Annotated in this window: 14 protein-coding genes; 1 reads left to right on the top strand and 13 read right to left on the bottom strand. The window is 45.2% G+C overall.

Features of this window, described 5'->3' with window-relative positions; translation table 11 throughout:
* Positions 1-2 precede the first annotated feature (2 nt).
* Positions 3-1919, bottom strand: coding sequence for a dynamin family protein (locus tag BUA83_RS03195; protein ID WP_159430462.1), 1917 nt, complete (start codon positions 1917-1919; stop codon positions 3-5).
* A 19-nt stretch (positions 1920-1938) separates the two neighbouring features.
* Positions 1939-5301: a dynamin family protein gene (locus BUA83_RS03190; RefSeq protein WP_072934762.1), complete on the bottom strand. Its 3363-nt coding sequence runs from the start codon at positions 5299-5301 to the stop codon at positions 1939-1941.
* Positions 5302-5757: 456 nt separating this feature from the next.
* On the opposite strand from BUA83_RS03190, the gene dinD reads away from it, so the two are divergent.
* Positions 5758-6606: a DNA damage-inducible protein D gene (gene dinD / locus BUA83_RS03185; RefSeq protein ID WP_072934761.1), complete on the top strand. Its 849-nt coding sequence runs from the start codon at positions 5758-5760 to the stop codon at positions 6604-6606.
* Positions 6607-6741: 135 nt separating this feature from the next.
* On the opposite strand, the gene groL is transcribed toward dinD, so the two are convergent.
* From groL to BUA83_RS03130, 11 genes are all read right to left on the bottom strand, one after another.
* Positions 6742-8373, bottom strand: a complete 1632-nt coding sequence (gene groL, locus BUA83_RS03180; protein ID WP_072934760.1) for a chaperonin GroEL — start codon at positions 8371-8373, stop codon at positions 6742-6744.
* A 34-nt stretch (positions 8374-8407) separates the two neighbouring features.
* Positions 8408-8689: a co-chaperone GroES gene (gene groES / locus BUA83_RS03175; RefSeq protein ID WP_072934759.1), complete on the bottom strand. Its 282-nt coding sequence runs from the start codon at positions 8687-8689 to the stop codon at positions 8408-8410.
* 225 nt (positions 8690-8914) lie between these two features.
* On the bottom strand, positions 8915-9391 hold the full coding sequence (gene ispF / locus BUA83_RS03170) for a 2-C-methyl-D-erythritol 2,4-cyclodiphosphate synthase (RefSeq protein WP_072934758.1): 477 nt from the start codon (positions 9389-9391) through the stop codon (positions 8915-8917).
* Positions 9391-10188, bottom strand: a complete 798-nt coding sequence (ispD, locus tag BUA83_RS03165; protein WP_072935059.1) for a 2-C-methyl-D-erythritol 4-phosphate cytidylyltransferase — start codon at positions 10186-10188, stop codon at positions 9391-9393. Before ispD ends, ispF begins: the two co-directional genes overlap by 1 nt.
* A gap of 56 nt (positions 10189-10244) precedes the next feature.
* On the bottom strand, positions 10245-11435 hold the full coding sequence (locus BUA83_RS03160; protein WP_072934757.1) for a PIN/TRAM domain-containing protein: 1191 nt from the start codon (positions 11433-11435) through the stop codon (positions 10245-10247).
* An 871-nt stretch (positions 11436-12306) separates the two neighbouring features.
* On the bottom strand, positions 12307-13686 hold the full coding sequence (radA, locus tag BUA83_RS03155) for a DNA repair protein RadA (RefSeq protein ID WP_268793923.1): 1380 nt from the start codon (positions 13684-13686) through the stop codon (positions 12307-12309).
* Positions 13687-13851: 165 nt separating this feature from the next.
* Positions 13852-16353 (bottom strand): ATP-dependent Clp protease ATP-binding subunit, encoded by a 2502-nt coding sequence (locus BUA83_RS03150; protein WP_072934756.1) that lies wholly within the window; start codon positions 16351-16353, stop codon positions 13852-13854.
* Between the two features lie 23 nt (positions 16354-16376).
* Positions 16377-17441 (bottom strand): protein arginine kinase, encoded by a 1065-nt coding sequence (locus tag BUA83_RS03145; protein WP_072934755.1) that lies wholly within the window; start codon positions 17439-17441, stop codon positions 16377-16379.
* Positions 17428-17973: a UvrB/UvrC motif-containing protein gene (locus BUA83_RS03140; RefSeq protein ID WP_072934754.1), complete on the bottom strand. Its 546-nt coding sequence runs from the start codon at positions 17971-17973 to the stop codon at positions 17428-17430. The genes BUA83_RS03145 and BUA83_RS03140 overlap by 14 nt, the downstream gene beginning before the upstream one ends.
* A gap of 10 nt (positions 17974-17983) precedes the next feature.
* Complete coding sequence (locus BUA83_RS03135) at positions 17984-18430, bottom strand: CtsR family transcriptional regulator (protein WP_072934753.1); 447 nt, start codon at positions 18428-18430, stop codon at positions 17984-17986.
* Between the two features lie 241 nt (positions 18431-18671).
* The gene (locus tag BUA83_RS03130; protein WP_072934752.1) at positions 18672-19070 is read right to left on the bottom strand and encodes a biotin/lipoyl-containing protein; all 399 of its coding nucleotides are present in this window, start codon (positions 19068-19070) and stop codon (positions 18672-18674) included.
* Between the last annotated feature and the right edge of the window lie 49 nt (positions 19071-19119).

The raw sequence follows: 19119 nt of genomic DNA, 5'->3' as shown, positions 1-19119 counted from the left end.
CATTACAATACCAGCCGGTTCAGTTCACCGGAGATTTTGTTAAGCTCAGCCTGCTTTGAGAGAAGATATGATTTCTTCCTCTCGGCATCCTGTTCTTTAGACTCTTTTTCACTGAGAATATTTTGCAGCTGCCACTCCATGTCAGCGATACGGGCATTTACACTCCCTTGTATGTCACGGCAAAGAGCCTCTGTTTTTTCCTTATACAGTGCCTTCATAACTTTCGCTATTTTCTCTCCCTGCCCGCTGTACGTACGGACAACCTCGGCACGTATCTTATCGCGCCACGTCTCACGCTTATTTCCGAAGAATGCACTAAAAATATCTGCCACAACGCCAACAGCACCTGCAATCACGCCCATACCTATGCCGCCGATAACACCCAAAATATTATCTTCTTTTTCCGCACTTCGAAACATATCTCCGGCAAAAGCATAAGCCTGCTTCGAAAAACTTTTTTCGTCCTCTACTACTGAAATGGTCAACGATTTTTCATTGTCTATAACAGCAGGTAGATTAAAGCTTCGCTGATACTCAACATCTATATCATGCCATATACCACGCAAAGCGCGCTGTGCTTTATCATTTTCACCATTAAAAATATTCTGCCATTCCTTTAGCGTTGTATCTATGAACTTTTTCTTTTCCGCTGTAACCTCACGTTCTATAGCTTCCTGCATAACAGTAGACGACATATCCCGAGTGAGCGTTTCCACAGCTTTCTTTGCCTTGTTCAGCATTGCATTCGCTGCAGACTGACATTTATACTCTATATCCGAACCAGCACTCTCGAAAGACATCCTCATATCTGAGATTATGTTCTCTGCTTGGCGTTTTGCCTGCTGAAACTTTGGATATAGCTCTGTAGCTTTTTCACGGATCTCATCAGCAGAATGCATAACGATACCAATATTAACAGAAATATCATGCTGCATGGTATTGATAATCCCCTGCACATCACGATTATACTTCCTCAGGAGCACCTTTCCCTTCTCATTCGAAAGAAACTCCCCAAGTGAAGATTCCAAATCCTGAAATCCTGTATCACTGAATTTATCAGGTACCTTAAGCTCCTGCTTTGCAGTCAGCTCCTCACCCTGCTCCTGCATATGAAAATAAACTGCGCCCAAACTGTTAACAAGAAATATGCGATTATCCAAACTTAACCCTTCAGGAAAAATCTCACGCAAATGTTTTTTTATGAACTCTGTTACTTCATTCTCCTGTTCCTCATTATCCAAATCATCCTTATGACTGATAACAAAGAAAATATCCTGTATCTTGTTTCCGAGTATACGTTCCTTCAGAAACTGTACCTCAGATGCTGTAAGAGGCTGATACGCCGCCAATAGCAAAATAACTGCATCTGCCTGATTCAGATACCCGTAGGTGATTTCCATACGTCCAACATTTAAATCATTAGTTCCCGGAGTATCCACCAGCTCCACGTTATCACGGCAAAAAGACATCGGATATGCAATCTCAGCAAAGTCTATTGATGAAATGACTTTCTGTGCTTTTGCAAATTCCATCACAGAGTCAGGATCATTTTCGTCCGGCTCAGGAGGTGCCGTGATTTTTTTGAATACATCTTCAGTCATAGCCTCCTGCCGTTTGTCCTTGTAAACAATTCGATAGGAAGGGCTATCTCCATACACAATTTTGCTGATAATAGCGGTAGTCGGATTCTTGCTCGACGGAAGAATCCGTCTGCCCAAAAGAGCATTTACAAAGGTAGATTTTCCACGTGAAAACTCACCCACAACTACAAGATGAAACGTTTCATCCTCAAGACGTCTCTTGATTCTTGTGACTTCTTCTGATGCACTTGGCATGTTAAGCTCTTCACCAAGGGCACTTATTTTCTTCATGTATGATGCTAAAGAAGTTGCCTTCTGTCGATAATTACTTAAATTCAAATAAAATCACTCCCCAGATTTAATGAATATATTTCTTCTTCAATACAAGCACCATCCGCATATACATCGCCTTACATTCCTCATTACACCCGTCCTCAAGCATTTTTAAGCATGGCGACAAATACTCTGTCCAGATACTGTGATAAATCTCATTTGCTCTATTCTCACCATCAATAGCTTTGACAATACTCGGAGCAACCTCGTAATATTCCTTAATCAATTTCGCTCCGTCCGGCTGCGCCTTTAGCCATCCGTCACGGAAACACCGAAACATAGTTAGCTCATAACAGTCATCTGTTTTTTGAAAACTATTGCAGACAGCAGTAGTAATGAAGCAAAAACCACTTTCTTGTTCTCTTGGGCGTTTTTCTATTTCTTGTTCTCTTTTGCGTTTTTCAATTTCTTGCTTTCGTTGTTCCTTTTCTTTCTTTACCTCATCTAATCTTTCTTGCGCACCTAGATATCCGGAAGCCGCCGCTTTTGATAGCCAATTTGATGCTATTTCAAGGTTTTTAAATCCCTCAAGCCCTCGTGCGTACATATCCCCCAAATAGTACATAGCAGCAATGTGCCCTGCTTCAGCTGCTTTTTCAAAACACACTCTAGCCTCCGTAAAGTTTCCAATGCCATGCTTTTTCCCTAAATCGTAGTGATATTTACCCTTTTGGTACATTTTTTCAACATCTGATATTATTCTGTTTTTCTTTTCCACATCTGATATTTTTCTGTTTTTCTTTTCCACCACTTCAATGCGTTGCTTTGCTTTTCGATAACCTGCACCCGCCGATTTCTTATACCATTTTACGGCTTCATTCTCATCTTTTTTTACCCCTCGCCCTATTTCATATGCATAGCCTAAATCATACATCGCGTACTTATTTCCAGCTTCTGCTGCCCTGCGATACCACTTCACTGCTTCTGCAAAGCTATGCATTTGATAATATTGTTCCGCTTTTCTGTACATTTCTTCGGCACTGAGTGATGAATTTTTATTTGTACTCTCTGCCTGGTAAATGTTTTGAAATCCACTTGCCGATGATTGCGCTGACTCTATTTCTTTTATTCTCTTTTTTACAGTTGCATCATTACAGCCTGCTTTAATCGCTTCCTTATACCACTTTAAAGCTTCAGCTTTGTCTTTTTCTACACCAACACCATAGTCATACACATAACCTCGATTAGCCATTGCATCTGCATTTCCTGCTTCTGTTGCCTTACTATATATTTCTAGTTCTATTCCTTTTATTCTCCTCTTTGCGAACTCTGAACCTGCGCCAGCCGCCTTCTTATACCACTTTTCTGCTTCTATTTTATCTTTCTTTACCCCACTACCGTATTCATACGCATAACCCAGATGATACATTGCATCTGCATTTCCTGCTTCTGCTGCCTTGCGATACCATTTCACTGCTTCTGCAAAGCTATGCCTTTGATAATATTGTTCCGCTTTTCTGTACATTTCTTCGGCACTGAGTGATGAATTTTTATTTGTACTCTCTGCCTGGTAAATGTTTTGAAATCCACTTGCCGATGATTGCGCTGACTCTATTTCTTTTATTCTCTTTTTTACAGTTGCATCATTGCAGCCTGCTTTAATAGCTTCCTTATACCTCTTTAAAGCCTCAGCTTTGTCTTTTTCTACACCAACACCATAGTCATACGCATAACCTAGACTAGCCATTGCATCTGCATTTCCTACTTCTGCTGCTTTACGATACCACTTTACTGCTTCTGCAAAGCTATGCCTTTGATAATATTGTTCCGCTTTTCTGTACATTTCTTCGGCACTGAGTGATGAATTTTTATTTGTACTCTCTGCCCGGTAGGTATTCTGAACTCCACTTGCCGATGCTTGCGCTGCTTCTATGTCTTTTATTCTCTTTTTTACAGTTGCATCATTACAACCTGCTTTAATCGCTTCCTTATACCACTTTAAAGCCTCAGCTTTGTCTTTTTCTACACCAACACCATAGTCATACACATAACCTCGATTAGCCATTGCATCTGCATTTCCTGCTTCTGCTGCCTTGCAATCCCACGTTACTGCTTCAGTATATTTTCCATCTTTTGCATATTTTTCAGCCTTTGAATACGCACTTTCTGCATTCTCACCAACTTTACGTGTTTTTCCCAAACGCTGAAACCAGTATTCTGCCCTATCCTCCTGTCCAAGCTCTTGATACATCTCCGCCAGATTCATCTGCGCAACCGCATCTCCACGAACAGCAGCCTCTTCCGTATACTTCTGTGCCGTTTTTCTATCCTTCTTTTCCAAAAGGCCGTGCCAATATAACGCACCGTAAAATGTCTTTTCTGCGGGATTCAGCCGTTTTCTGCGCGCTGTTTGTTCAGAATCTATTTCAGTCATTACAATGTCTGCAGCATTTTCCAATTCATCTAACGCACAGGCAAGACTTTCTTCAGTTCCAATGTAAGCGGAATAATCAGCATTTTTCCTATTATTATTCTCTTCACGCTTACCATTCAATATCCTGCCTGCAGAGAAAAACACCCTTGCCAATTCATCAACCATAGATATGCGCTTGAATTTTTCTCTATTAGGCAAAATAATCGTATCGACAGCATCGTAAAATTCGTTGATATTGCTTGCCGTAATCAGTTTTTGGTTATTATTCACCTTTCCCTTAAACGCCATTTTTGCTGAAATGCCAATAATTTTCTGATACTCCAGCTTATTGTTGGAGAGGTCGCGCTCTATCTTTGCCAATACCTTTTCAGGTGTATCTCCCTCATCCTCATCAATTACATCAATTTTATTTACAAGAACCAGTGGAGCAAGACGCGGATTAAGTCTCTTCAGAGCATCTATTTCCGTCTGTTTACAGGGATCATTAGCATCAAACAGCCAAATAACCGTGTCTGCTTTATCCATAAATCTTTTGGTGGCCGCTTCGTGTACATCATTGATAGAATTCAGGCCTGGGCTGTCTATTATGGACATAGACTTCAGCATGTCTATAGGCAGCGTACGCTCTACATAATCTATTTTTTTATGAAGTTTATTGCTTTTATCGTTTCCCTGTGCAGTTAAACGTGCGAAGCTGTCCGTATCATAATTTTTTACACTGCCGTCACGCATAAATACAGTAATTTTGTCCTTTTCCCCATAGGACAGCTTTGTGATAACGGCAGTAGTCGGCTTTGCATCGACCATTGCAATAGACTGTCCGACCAACGCATTGATAAATGTCGATTTTCCTCGGGAAAATTCCCCCATTACCATAACCAGCAGCGGACTGTTTATATTTTCAATTACCTCATCAATATCCCTTTTTATATTATCAAGCTCAGAAATAGCAGCTATTTCTTTGCGTAACACCTTCAAACTGCTCCCAACATTTTCAAAAAAATCTTGTGGCACTATCCTCTACCCCTTACGTTTATTTCATATTCGCACACGATAAATGCATGCATTCGAATACGCTCAATAAATATCTGATATTATTTCTGTGCGTGGGAAGTTCATCACTTTTGCTAAAATTTGTATCTCCTAAGAATGACCCCCCTCCCGCAATTTTCAATTTAACTGATAATTTTACTCACAGATAGACATTTTATTTCTTCTCACTGCCTATGTCAATAAAAACAAGGACTTTTACCTTATATTTTCCCAACGAATCTCCTAAGCTTTCATACGAAAACTATCTATTCAAATTAAAACATATTATGACAAATATATGTTTTGCAATCGTATGTTCTTTTTGATAAAATAGGATTATAAAACATTAGTGCATAAATAATCATACCGGTGCAACGGCTTTCCAAAAACTGCAATCAAAAACTATTGATTTTGGCATATTAAAAAGGATCGATATTCATGGATAAACAAAAAATCATTAACATGAAAAAAAAGTTTGATGAGTTAGTTCATTATGACGAGGAAATTGGTATTGAATTTTGGTTTGCCCGAGAAATTCAGTCAGCGCTCGGTTATGCTCGATGGGAAAATTTTGAAACCGCTATCAAACGTGCTAAAGTTGCCTGCGAGACCTCAAAAATTCAGCTTTCAGACCATTTTCGTGACGTCACGAAAATGGTTACATTGGGTTCTGGTTCTACTCGTGAAATACCTGATTTGAAGCTCACTCGCTACGCGTGTTATCTTATTGCACAGAACGGAGATCCTCGTAAAGATGAAATTGCTTTTGCGCAGAGTTATTTTGCTCTGCAAACACGTAAGCAAGAACTCATTGAAGACAGGCTAAATCTTCTCCATCGTTTCGAGGTTAGGCAACGCCTTTCTAAATCAGAAACACTTTTATCGAAAAACATCTATGAGCGCGGTGTCGATGATAGAGGTTTTGGACGGATTCGTTCTGCCGGTGATGCCGCTTTATTCGGTAAATCTACTGCAGCTATGAAGGCTCAACTTAATGTAAAAAAAGGACGTCCTCTGGCCGATTTTTTGCCTACACTTACAATAGCCGCGAAAAATCTTGCTACAGAAATGACTAACCATAATACAGAAGAAAAAGACCTCTTCGGCGAAACGGCAATAACCAACGAACACGTAGGAAACAACAAAGCTGTCCGCGCTATGCTATGTAACAGAGGAATTCTTCCAGAAACTTTACCACCCGCCGAGGATATAAAAAAGCTTGAGCGACGTGTGAAATCTGAAGAAAAGAAGCTTGCAAAGGGCTCCGGCTTTAATAAGGACAAATAATATTATGCAGAAAAAAATCGGGCCTCAAAATGAGGTCCGATTTTATCATTCAAAAATATTTTTAACCATTATTTAGCCATTATTTAACATGGTTAATTTATTATCCCTCGATATTTCGCGGAATTTCGTTTCACCTTACATCATGCCAGGCATTCCGCCACCCATGCCTGCCGGAGGCATAGCCGGTCCTGCAGCCGGAGCCGGTTTGTCAGCAACGAGAGTTTCCGTTGTGAGAACCATAGCTGCGATGCTTGCTGCGTTCTGGAGTGCGGAACGTGTAACCTTAGCCGGGTCAACGATACCTGCCTTGATCATGTCAACATATTCGCCTGTGAGTGCGTTGAAGCCTTTGCCTACGCCGGCCTTCTTTACGCCCTCAACAACAACGGAGCCTTCGAGGCCTGCGTTGTTTGCAATCTGACGAACAGGCTCCTCGATTGCACGGCGTACAATCTCAACACCCGTCTTGACGTCGCCCTCAGCCTTGATTTTGTCAAGAGCCGGCTGGATGTCAACGAGAGTCGTGCCGCCGCCTGCAACGATACCTTCTTCAACAGCTGCGCGTGTTGCGTTCAGAGCATCCTCGATGCGGAGCTTCTTGTCTTTCATTTCAACTTCCGTTGCAGCACCGATTTCGATGACAGCTACGCCGCCAGCGAGTTTAGCAAGGCGCTCCTGAAGTTTTTCTTTATCAAAGTCAGAGGATGTCTCAGCAACCTGTTTCTTGATCTGCTCAACACGTGCTTTGATGAGCTTCTCGTCGCCATAGCCTTTGACGATAGTCGTCTCGTCCTTGGAAGCGCGAACCTGGCTTGCACGGCCGAGGTCAGCAATCGTGACGCTGTCGAGCTTGCGGCCCAGCTCTTCGCTGATAACCTGGCCGCCTGTGAGGATTGCGATATCCTCAAGCATAGCCTTGCGGCGGTCGCCGAAGCCCGGAGCTTTGACAGCCAGTGCACGGAACGTGCCGCGGAGCTTGTTGACAACGAGTGTAGCAAGAGCTTCACCGTCGAGGTCCTCAGCGATGATCATGAGCTCTTTACCCTGTTTAACAACTTCTTCGAGAATCGGAAGAATATCGCTGATAGCGGAAATCTTGCGGTCCGTGATAAGGATGTACGGCTCTTTGAGGACAGCTTCCATCTTGTCCGTATCAGTTACCATGTACGGGGAGATGTAGCCGCGGTCGAACTGCATACCTTCAACAACGGAGAGGTTCGTCTCCATCGTCTTGGACTCTTCGACAGTGATAACACCGTCTTTGCCGACCTTCTCCATAGCCTCAGCGATGAGCTTGCCTGTCTCTTCGTCGGAGGAGGAGATGGAAGCAACCTGAGCGATGGATTCCTGGCTTGCGACCTTCTTGGATTTTTTCTTGATTTCTTCAACGAGTGCTTTCGTTGCAATGTCGATACCCTTTTTGAGTACCATCGGGTTAGCACCTGCAGCAACGTTGCGCATACCCTCATGAATCATAGCCTGTGCGAGAACTGTAGCTGTCGTCGTGCCGTCGCCTGCGACATCGTTCGTCTTTGTTGCGACTTCCTTGACGAGCTGTGCGCCCATATTTTCAAACGGATCCTCAAGCTCGATATCGCGTGCAATCGTAACACCGTCGTTCGTGATTGTCGGAGCGCCGAATTTCTTCTCGAGAACAACGTTACGGCCCTTAGGTCCGAGTGTAACTTTTACTGCATTAGCAAGTGCATCAACGCCTCTTTCGAGTGCGCGGCGTGCATCTTCATCGAATAAAATCTGTTTTGCCATATTAAAAGCCTCCAATAATTTTTTATTCTATCTATTAAAGAATTGCGAGGATATCGCTCTGGCGGATGATAAGGTAGTCAACACCGTCTACCTTTACTTCATTGCCGGAGTATTTTGCAAAGAGGACTGTATCGCCTTTTTTGACATCCATCGGAGCAAGTGCGCCGCTGTCGAGGATTTTGCCTTTACCAACAGCAACAACCTCACCCTGCTGCGGTTTTTCTTTTGCTGTGTCCGGCAGTACGATACCGCTGGCCGTCTTCATATCCTGCTCAGAAACCTTCACTACTACGCGTTCGCCTAATGGCTTAATCATGTTTATCTTCCTCCTATATTTGATTTCTTCTTTTTGTTAGCACTCCATATAGCTGAGTGCTAATCACAAGTCTTATAATAAACACTTCAAGTCAAAAAATCAAGAGTTATTTTTGATTTTTTGACATTTTATTTTTTGCCCGCATATTTATACGCCTAAATTCCCCATTTTCCGCTTAAACAAAAGAACCCGTGGATACCTATGCATCCATCGGGTTCTCTTTTTTTATTTCTTTTCAATTCCTGCAACCGCGTAAGCGGACATTCCATCGCCGCTGCCTGTGAAGCCAAGCTTTTCCTCGGTTGTTGCTTTGACATTTACAAGGTCTTTATCTACGCCAAGTGTCTTGGCTATATTATCTCTCATCGCTTCTATGTATGGGGCAAGCTTCGGCTTCTGCGCCACAATTGTAGCGTCGATATTTCCAACCTCATAGCCCTTCTCGCGGATAAGCCCCATCGCATGCGCAAGGAGCTTCAGGCTGTCTGCCCCTTCAAACCTTGGATCTGTGTCGGGAAAATGTTTACCGATATCTCCCAGTGCTGCCGCTCCCAAAAGAGCATCCGTTATCGCATGAAGAAGTACATCCGCATCCGAGTGTCCCAAAAGGCCTTTTTCGTATGGTACATCAACACCGCCAAGAATCAGCTTTCTGCCTTCCACCAGGCGATGCACGTCATAACCCATTCCAAACCGTGTCATCAGAGTGTACCATCCTTCCATTTTTTGCGGAATTCCTCGGCTTTTTCGGCAACAAAGCTCACTGCATCATCAATTCCCTTTTTAGCTTCGTCGAGCCCCTTCTTTGCCGAGTCAAGCGCATCGCTTCCCAGAAATGCCTCTGCTGTCAAAAGGTCCTCAGGCGTTGTTATTTTGATATTTCTGTAGTCACTCATGACGACCTTTACAGGATAGCCTAAACGCTCCACAAGACTCGCATCGTCAGTCCCGAGGAATTTTTCCGCGTAGGCGTTTTGATATGCTTCCATAAGCATGTCTTTTTTGAAGCCCTGAGGAGTCTGTACCTCCCAAAGGGATGCTCTTTCCGGTGTGCTTTCCACTATGCCGTCCTCATCCACAACCTTTATTGTGTTCTTGGCAGGTACGGCAGCGATTGCCGCGCCGGTTTCTTTTGCGGCGTCTATGACCTTTTCTATCGTTTCTACACTTACCATCGGACGTGCAGCATCATGAACCAGCACTATATCAGCTTCAAAGCTCACAGCCCTGAGACCGTTGGCCACGGAGTCCTGTCTTTCTGCTCCGCCTGCGACAATAGCAAAGGGCTTGATATTCGGTACATGCTCAAGGAGCTTTCTTGTACCCTCTACCTCGTCCTCCCCGACTGCCACTATAATCTCGTCGACCTTACTGCAGGCCGACAGTTTTTGCATTGTACGGACAAGCATCGGCGTACCGAGCAGCGTCAAAAAGGTCTTGTTTATTCCGGCGTGCATACGTTTACCCTGCCCTGCGGCAGGAACTACAACAGAAACCACAATGCTTCCTCCTTTCAAAAAAGGGGCAGATTTTTCTGCCCCCTTCGCTGTATTACTCATTTTCTTGGTCTTGCAAATATCATGCGGCCCGCAGCAGTCTGCAGCGCAGATGTTACCTCTACGTCGATGGTGGAGTTCAGATAGCGTTTGCCGCCCTCAATGACAATCATTGTACCATCATCAAGGTAGGCAACACCCTGTCCCTGTTCCTTACCATCCTTTACGATTGTAACCTGCATTGTTTCTCCCGGTATGACTACCGGTTTTACCGCGTTTGCAAGCTCATTGATGTTAAGCACCGAAACTCCGCGAAGCTGTGATACCTTGTTCAGATTATAATCATTCGTTATGATTTTTCCTCCCACAAGCTGTCCCAGACGCACGAGCTTGGAGTCGACCTCCGTGATATCCTCAAAGTCCTGATTTGTCACTTCGACCTTCATCCTTGACTCTGTGCGGATTTTCTGCAGAATATCCAATCCGCGGCGTCCACGCGTACGTTTCAGAACATCTGACGAATCTGCAATGTGCTGAAGCTCCTCAAGAACAAACACCGGAATAAGCAGTGTGCCTTCAAGGAAGCCTGTCTGTATGATATCTGCTATGCGTCCGTCGATAATCACGCTGGTATCCAAAAGCTTATAGCCTTTGTCCTGCTGAATAACAGCCGCAGGAAGATTCTGCTCCGGCTGAGAAGCTGCCGTCTGGCGCTCCACTGCCGCACTTTCTTCCGCCTGACGCTCGCGAAGCTTCGCGATATCACGGATGAGACGTGGAATGAAATCAAACAAAGCCACGAAATCTTCACGTTTTCTCATTGTGATGACGATGCCGAGATAACCAAATACAATACTGAATACGATTGGGATATAATTGCCTACGATAGGGAGATGCGAAAACGCTGACCCCAACAATGCTGCCAGAATGAGTCCGATAACCAACCCGACCGCGCCTGCAATGACATCATGAATCGGCATTTTATTGAGCTGCCCTTCAACCCATGCAGAAAAGCGTTTCAGCTTGGTAATGAAATACGGAGCTATGAGAAGACCCACTATAACGCCGAGAATCGCGCCGATAAGCACGCAGACAAGCGTAGCAAGTGTCATTTTGAAAATACCCATATCCATTTTCAAAATCTCTGTGCTGATAAAACGCGTAAGCACAGGACTTGCAAGCTGCATAAGCGCACCGCCGGCAAATGCCATAATAGCCGCGATGAAAAAACGAAGAATTTTATCAAGCATAATTTCACCCCCTTTCAATGGAAAATTTTAAATCCGATGAAATTATTCTCTTACATGATTCATAAGAATCAGAATAATTTTTCACCAGTTCATAAATACAGATTATACTTTCTGTGCCCCCATGTCAATCAGGGAATACAGGAATTATTTCCAACGTAAGAAATATACCATGCTTTTCTGAAAACAAAAGAAAAAGCAGGCAGATTCATCATAAAGCGACCTGCCTGCTTTTTAGTCTTTAATTTTATTACAGCGGAATCCAACGTCAAAGCATTCCGCCGTACATGCCTCGACCTCCTGTATGATCCTTTCGCATACACGAGTTTTCACGGGAATCTGCCGTGTTAATCCTGATATAACCGCTTTCCGCCAAATATTCCATATCGTTCAAATGATACGATTGCGTATGCAGCTTTTCTATCCACAAACACTTCCACTGCTGAATCAACTCAGAGGGAACTTTTATTTTTGCCAAGCACACGATTCAGCGGTTCGCACGTAATATAACATTCCGAACTCTTTCCTCCTCGTTTTCGGATAACCCAAGGTTAAACATCATCTGCAATATCGACCGGAACTTTTACCTCCTGTTCCAAACGGCATGACTCTCAAGTCAAAAACCTGTTCCAGTCGAGTCTATCATCCGGCTGGACTGCCGCGACCTCACCCGTGTAACACAAATAGGGTAGACGATCTTTTCACCAATATGCAGCAAACATTCACCTCCTTGACGCAATACACTAATTCAATTCGGCAACTAGATTATACCACATTCTTTCGTGCGTGTAAAAAATCCTTAATAAATTATATAGTTGTCTGCAAATGAATAATTTCCAGTTATTTGTTGTAAAGTCAGCAAGTATTTTGCGAACTACTTTGGAAGAGCCAGCTTCAAAGCCTCTCCCACAAACGCCGCCGGATATATCTTTATTCCGATGGATTTCGCATCAAGCTGACGGGCATTTTTCTCAGGAATTACTGCCGCTGTAAAGCCCAGACGCGCAGCTTCCCTGAGACGAACCTCCGCCTGACTGACGGCACGCACTTCACCGGAAAGTCCCACTTCACCGAAAACAATGGTTTTATCCCGTGGAACACGGTTGGCAAAGCTTGATGCCATGGCTATGCAAAGCGCAAGGTCAGCTGCAGGCTCATCAATTTTTATTCCACCTGCCGCTTTTACGTAGACATCACAGTTTCCTATGGAAAGATGCACTCTTTTTTCCAACACTGCCAACAGAAGCTGCAGTCTTTTTATGTCTACAGCATACGAGGTTCTGCGCGGCGGAAGATAAGGTGTATTTGCCACAAGTGCCTGAAGCTCAACAAGAAGCGGGCGCGTTCCCTCCACAGTCGGAACGATTACAGTTCCCGGGTCTGCCGCTCTGTCAGAAAGAAACAGCTTCGACGCGTCAGGTACATCCACCAGTCCTGTATCCCGCATCTCAAAAAGTCCAAGCTCATTAGTGCTCCCGAACCTGTTCTTTACAGCTCTGAGTACGCGGTATTCCGCATTCTTTTCTCCCTCAAAAAAAAGCACAGTATCTACTATATGCTCCAATACTCTTGGGCCTGCAAGTCCTCCATCCTTGGTTACGTGACCTATGATAAACGCGGCAATCCCCAAAGTTTTTGCAATGCGAAGCAGCTCAACGCTTGATTCCCGCACCTGACTTACACTTCCCGGCGCGCTTTCTATATCAGGTCTGTAAATAGTCTGTATTGAATCAATCACCATAAGCTCAGGCTTTATGTTTTCGATATGAGTCGAAATCGTATCGAGATTTGTCTCACTGACAACATAAAGATTATCGGCTATCGCACCCAGCCTGTCAGCACGCATCCGCACCTGTCTGGTGCTTTCCTCACCTGTAACGTACAGTACCTTTCGTCCCAGCTTTGCAACGTCAGCGCATACCCGAAGCGTAAGACTCGACTTTCCCACACCGGGATCTCCTGCAATCAGCACCATAGAACCCGGAATCACACCACCGCCAAGCACTCGGTCAAGCTCCTCAGAGCCCGTACAATAACGAGGTAAATCTTCGGTCTCCACCTCGGCAATTCGTTGCGGCGGTGCAGCGTCCGAAAGCCCCAGTGCAACTCCTTTGCTTTCCTTTGATGGAGCAACTTTTTCCTCAACCATAGTATTCCATGCACCGCAGCCCGGACATCTCCCAAGCCACTTTGCGGAATCATAGCCGCATTCCTGACATACGTACATTGTCTTTGTCTTGGACTTCGCCTTCACATCATTTCCCTCTCTCATGAAAAAACACGGATGAACAGAATTCACCCGTGTTCTTTTTCTTATCTTCTCAAAAGACGTATGCACCAGCGGAAAAGCCAAACAACAGCCACGCCGAAATTCATAAAAAAATTAACGATACGCCGTCCTAGGCTTTTTTCTGCAAGCCTATCTCTTTTCTGTCGTCTTTTCTCTCGTACTGTCTGCATGCTCCGTCTTCTTTACAAAATCCAGTTCGCCATTTACCTTCTTGACATATATGGTATCGCCGGCCTTGAACTTCTTTGCGAGCAGCTGCTCCGCGATAGCATCCTCGATATATTTCCTGATTGCGCGCTTCAGCGGACGTGCTCCGTATTTGAAATCCGAACCCTGCTCAATAAGCTTTGCCTTTGCTGCAGGACTTATTTCAAGACCAATCTTCTTCTCCGAAAGTCTTGCTCTCACGTTTCCAAGCTGTATATCCACTATGGCTGCCAGCTCATTTTTGCCCAGCGGACGGAATACCAGAGTCTCATCAACGCGGTTCAAAAACTCAGGCTTGAAGACCTTTCTGACCTCGGACAGCACACGCTTCTTCTGCTTCGCTGCCTGGTCATCAGGAGAATCCTCCTTCGTCATGAAGCCCATTGTCGGTGCTTCTTCACGGAGGAAATTTGCTCCGACGTTGGAGGTCATGATTATTACAGTATTTTTGAAGTCAACGGTTCTACCCTGACTGTCCGTCAGTCTTCCGTCTTCAAGTACCTGCAGAAGTATGTTGAAAACATCATAATGTGCTTTCTCGATTTCGTCAAGAAGAAGAATGGAATATGGCTTTCTTCTTACGGCATCCGTAAGCTGTCCGCCTTCCTCATAGCCCACATATCCCGGAGGCGCCCCCACAAGTCTTGATACGGTGAACTTTTCCATGTACTCCGACATGTCGAAACGTACTATAGCATCTTCGCTTCCGAACAAAACCTCCGCAAGAGCTCTTGCAAGCTCCGTCTTTCCGACACCGGTCGGTCCCAGAAACAGGAACGAACCAATCGGACGCTTCGGGTCCTTGAGTCCTGCACGTGCTCGCCTGATTGCCTTTGAAACAGCAATCACAGCCTCCTGCTGACCGATAACACGTTTTGTCAGAAGCTTCTCCATGTGGAGAAGGCGCTCCGATTCCTTTGCCGCAAGTCTCTGCACAGGGATTCCTGTCCAAAGGCCAACGACCTCGGCAATATCATCAGCCGTTACAACAATGTGCTTGTCCTCTTCCTTCTTCCAGGCATCCTTCACCCTTGCAAGCTCCTGCTTGAGAACACCCTCCTGGTCGCGGAATTTTGCGGCACGCTCATATTCCTGGGCATGAATAGCCGCTTCCTTCTCACAGCGTACCTCTTCCAGCCGCTCCTTAGCTTTTCTCACTTCCTCAGGCTGAGCAACAGCCTTAAGGCGAACCTTCGAGGCAGCTTCATCCATAAGGTCAATGGCCTTGTCAGGAAGGAAACGGTCAGTTATATACCGGTGTGAGAACTTAACCGCGGCAGAAATAGCTTCATCTGTTATCTTTGCACGATGGAATGCCTCATATTTATCCCTCAGGCCGTTCAAAATCTTAATCGCGTCCCCGACACCCGGTTCATCCACCATTATCGTCTGGAAACGCCGTGCAAGAGCCGCATCCTTTTCGAAATACTTCTTATATTCCTTCAGCGTGGTTGCGCCTATAATCTGTATCTCACCGCGTGAAAGCGCAGGCTTCAGGATATTTGCGGCATCAATCGAGCCTTCCGATGCTCCTGCTCCCACCAGCGTGTGAAGCTCATCAATGAACAATATGATATTTCCGGCACGCCTTATCTCATCAATGACACCCTTCAGACGCTCCTCAAACTCTCCGCGGTATTTTGCTCCCGCTACCATAGAAGCCATAGAGAGCGACATTACACGCTTGTCAGAAAGCATGTGGGGTACTGCCCCTTCGACAATACATTGCGCAAGTCCCTCCACAATAGCAGTCTTTCCAACGCCCGGCTCACCAAGCAGAATAGGATTGTTCTTCGTCCTGCGTGAAAGAATCTGTACTACTCTCTGAATTTCCTTTTCACGGCCTATTACAGGGTCCATCTTATCCTGTGCCGCCATGTCATTCAGTGAACGCCCATAACGGTCAAGAAGAGGCGTCTTGGATTCGCTGCGTGCGCCTTCCGCGCGCCCACGGCCTTCCTCCATCTCGTCGTCTTCAACATCATCATAGTCCCCGCCCAGCATATCCATAACCTGTCTGCGCACATGCTCAAGCTCCGCGCCAAGCGAACGCAGCACACGGGCCGCAGCACTGTCATTTTCACGAATCAGTCCGAGAAGAATATGCTCCGTCCCAAGATAGTTGTGTCCAAGACGGCGTGCCTCATCTACTGCCAGCTCCATAACACGCTTCGCCCGCGGCGTATAATACGGATTATCAGAGGTTGAATCATCATCAGCTCCAAGTACACTCTCGACACGCTCATGTACCATATCCAGGTCTATACCAAGCGCCATAAGAGCCTGCGCGGCGAGACCGTCGCTCTCATGCAGAAGCCCAAGAAGAAGATGCTCTGTTCCTATATAATTTCGTTCCATATCCTGCGCTTCATACTGCGCATATTTTAATACCTTGATGGCTCTTGCTGTCAGCCTGGTATTCATAGACATCACTCCTAAATCTGTGTTCAGCCACCTGCCAGTATACGCCGAACCATTTCCGCACGTTTCCTGTCAAGTTCGCCATCTGAAAGATTATCGTTTCCAACAAGATTCCTGATATAGCTCGGGCGGCTTGCAATCAGAATCTCTGAAAACAGCTCTGATGGTGCGCCATGCAAAAGCTCCATATCAACACCCATACGCACCTTGCTTATCAGCTCCAAAACTTCACTTTCTCCAAGGGAACGTGCATATTTCAAAATACCGTACGCGCGCCATACCGCATCCTCAAGCCGAGTCTTTGAATACGCGACAAAAGCTTTTCTTGCGCGGCGCTCATGGGCAACAATCTCAGCCACAGCACTTGTAAGATTCTCAATCAGACTCTTTTCGGAAAAACCCAGTGTCAGCTGATTTGAAACAGCAAACATATTTCCGACAGTCTCACTGCCCTCTCCGTACAGGCCGCGAACCGAAATACCAAGCTGCTGGGCAATATTCGTTATATTGTGCATGTTGCGCGTATATACAAGGCCCGGCAGATGCAAAATAACAGACGCACGAAGCCCCGTTCCGAGATTTGTCGGGCAGGATGTAAGATAACCCATCTTTTCATCAAAAGCAATATTCAGCTTTTCCTCAACCGCATCATCTATTTTTGACGCAGCAGCAAAAGTACCTGCTACATTGAGTCCCGGTGCCATGCACTGTATCCGTAAATGATCCTCCTCATTTACAAGAATGCTTACAGTACGGTCTTCGCTTATATATGCGCTGCGGTACTCCGGAGTTTTTGCCATGCGTGTCGTAATAAGCTGCTTTTCTGCAAGTATATTACGCTCTACCTCGGTAATACCTTCCATGCCAACAACATCAAAGGGCTGTCCGCAGACAGTCTCAATGTCCGAAAAAACTGAGGACATAAGACTTTGCACCTGTGCAAGCTGCTTTTGATTAGCACGGTTTGGGAAAGGGATACTCTCAAAGTTTCTTGCCAGCCTGACGCGGCTTGAAAGTACAACATCGCTATCTTCCCCTTCAGTTCCAAACCAGGACAGAAGATAATCTCTGTACAAATCATTTACTGCCATCGACTGCTGCCCCCTCTCCCTCTGCTGCGAGCTTTTGCTCCAAAGCACGAATCCTGTCACGGTACTCGGCAGCTTTCTCATATTCCTCAGACTTGACAGCCATCTGAAGCTTATCCTTTAATACACTGATTTCCTGCTTTACCACAAGTGTTCCGCCGGTTCGTTTCGGAATTTTTCCGTTGTGAAGAACCGCACCATGAATACGCTTCAAAAGCGGTATAAGCTGTTTACGGAATGTAGAATAACAGGAGCTGCACCCTATTTTGCCTGAATGCATAAAATCCTGATATGTCATACCGCAATTTGAACATACAAGACCATGAGGGACATCAGCCGCTTCCTCTTTGGATGGCTTACTGAAAATCCCCTTCAAAAAATCATTGACTGTATAATCTTCGGATTGCGGTTCCTGCATAAAGTTCCCATATCTGGAGGCACATTTTTCGCAGAGGTTTTTATCAATCTTTCCCTCCGGACTGATTTGCGTGATATGGATGCAGGCTTCATTTTTATGGCAATCATCACAAAGCATAATATCCCTCCTATGCCATTCTCTCAAGCGTCAACAGAAGCGTATGCAGAAGCTGCACTCTTTCCTCCGGTTCCATCGTCTCATACGCCGAGGTAACAACAGGCATGAGAATAGACGCTTCTCTATTTGTAATCATCTGATGCTTAAAAAGATATTCTATCATCGACTGGACCGTTTCAAAGGGCGTTTCCTCGTCTATTTTGCTGCGCATATCCTGATACACAAGATTCTGAACAGGAACATGCTCTATACGTATAAATCCACCGAGTCCGCGGCGTGATTCTACGACAAACCCCTTGGCAGGAGTAAACCTTGTGCTCAGAACGTAACTAATCTGCGACGGCGCGCATGATATTTTATCTGCAATGTCAGTACGCCTAAGCTCAACCTGACCGTCTTCCTGCGCCGCCAGCTGCTGCAAAATATAGCTTTCAATCAAATCTGCAATGTTGCTCATACGATCACCTTCACATTCTTAATTGACCATTTGACTTTTCTATATTATATTTGACTTTTTGCTTTTTTGCAAGTTCTTTATCAAACATTACGTTACGTATTGCACCGCAGAATTTTCTACTACAATTTCCATATGACAAAAATAAAACCTAATTAGTTATGTTCGATATTACTGTCCCAAAATCCTTCTAAAAAAAGGCACAAAAAAAGCACCTCCGAAGAGGTGCTTTTTATAAGTCCGATTAGCCAACAATAGCGAGAACTTCGCCGACTTTAACAGTCTGGCCCTCAGAAACGTTGATAGCTTTGACTGTGCCATCGACGCCAGCGAGGATTTCGTTCTGCATCTTCATAGCTTCGAGCATCATGAGGTTCGTGCCGGAGTTAACAGCATCGCCCGGTTTAGCAAGAACTTTGAGGATCTTGCCCGGCATTGGAGCCGTGATCTCTGTCTCGCCTGCAGCAGCTTTAGCAGCCGGTGCAGCAGGAGCAGCAGCAGGAGCCGGTGCCGGAGCAGCCGGAGCCGGTGCCGGAGCAGCAGCTTTCGGTGCAGCAGCCTTCGGTGCAGAAACAGCGCCGCCAGCTTCCTCAACCTCTACAGCATAAGATGTTCCATTTACGGTAATGTTGAACTTTTTCACTTGAGATTCCTCCAAAACATCATATATTTTTGAACGCGGACCGTCACAA

Source organism: Schwartzia succinivorans DSM 10502 (assembly GCF_900129225.1).
Classification (GTDB): domain Bacteria; phylum Bacillota; class Negativicutes; order Selenomonadales; family Selenomonadaceae; genus Schwartzia; species Schwartzia succinivorans.
The sequence above is the reverse complement of the archived record's forward strand: the minus strand, read 5'-3'. Positions and strand labels throughout refer to the sequence as shown.

What these genes read in the sequence shown, in the direction of transcription:
- BUA83_RS03135 (WP_072934753.1), bottom strand. Translation starts at nt 18,430, where the DNA reads ATGAGCAACATTGCAGATTTGATTGAAAGCTATATTTTGCAGCAGCTG.
- dinD (WP_072934761.1), top strand. Translation starts at nt 5,758, where the DNA reads ATGGATAAACAAAAAATCATTAACATGAAAAAAAAGTTTGATGAGTTA.
- BUA83_RS03160 (WP_072934757.1), bottom strand. Translation starts at nt 11,435, where the DNA reads ATGCTTGATAAAATTCTTCGTTTTTTCATCGCGGCTATTATGGCATTT.
- BUA83_RS03150 (WP_072934756.1), bottom strand. Translation starts at nt 16,353, where the DNA reads ATGAATACCAGGCTGACAGCAAGAGCCATCAAGGTATTAAAATATGCG.
- BUA83_RS03140 (WP_072934754.1), bottom strand. Translation starts at nt 17,973, where the DNA reads ATGCTTTGTGATGATTGCCATAAAAATGAAGCCTGCATCCATATCACG.
- groL (WP_072934760.1), bottom strand. Translation starts at nt 8,373, where the DNA reads ATGGCAAAACAGATTTTATTCGATGAAGATGCACGCCGCGCACTCGAA.
- BUA83_RS03145 (WP_072934755.1), bottom strand. Translation starts at nt 17,441, where the DNA reads ATGGCAGTAAATGATTTGTACAGAGATTATCTTCTGTCCTGGTTTGGA.
- groES (WP_072934759.1), bottom strand. Translation starts at nt 8,689, where the DNA reads ATGATTAAGCCATTAGGCGAACGCGTAGTAGTGAAGGTTTCTGAGCAG.
- ispF (WP_072934758.1), bottom strand. Translation starts at nt 9,391, where the DNA reads ATGACACGGTTTGGAATGGGTTATGACGTGCATCGCCTGGTGGAAGGC.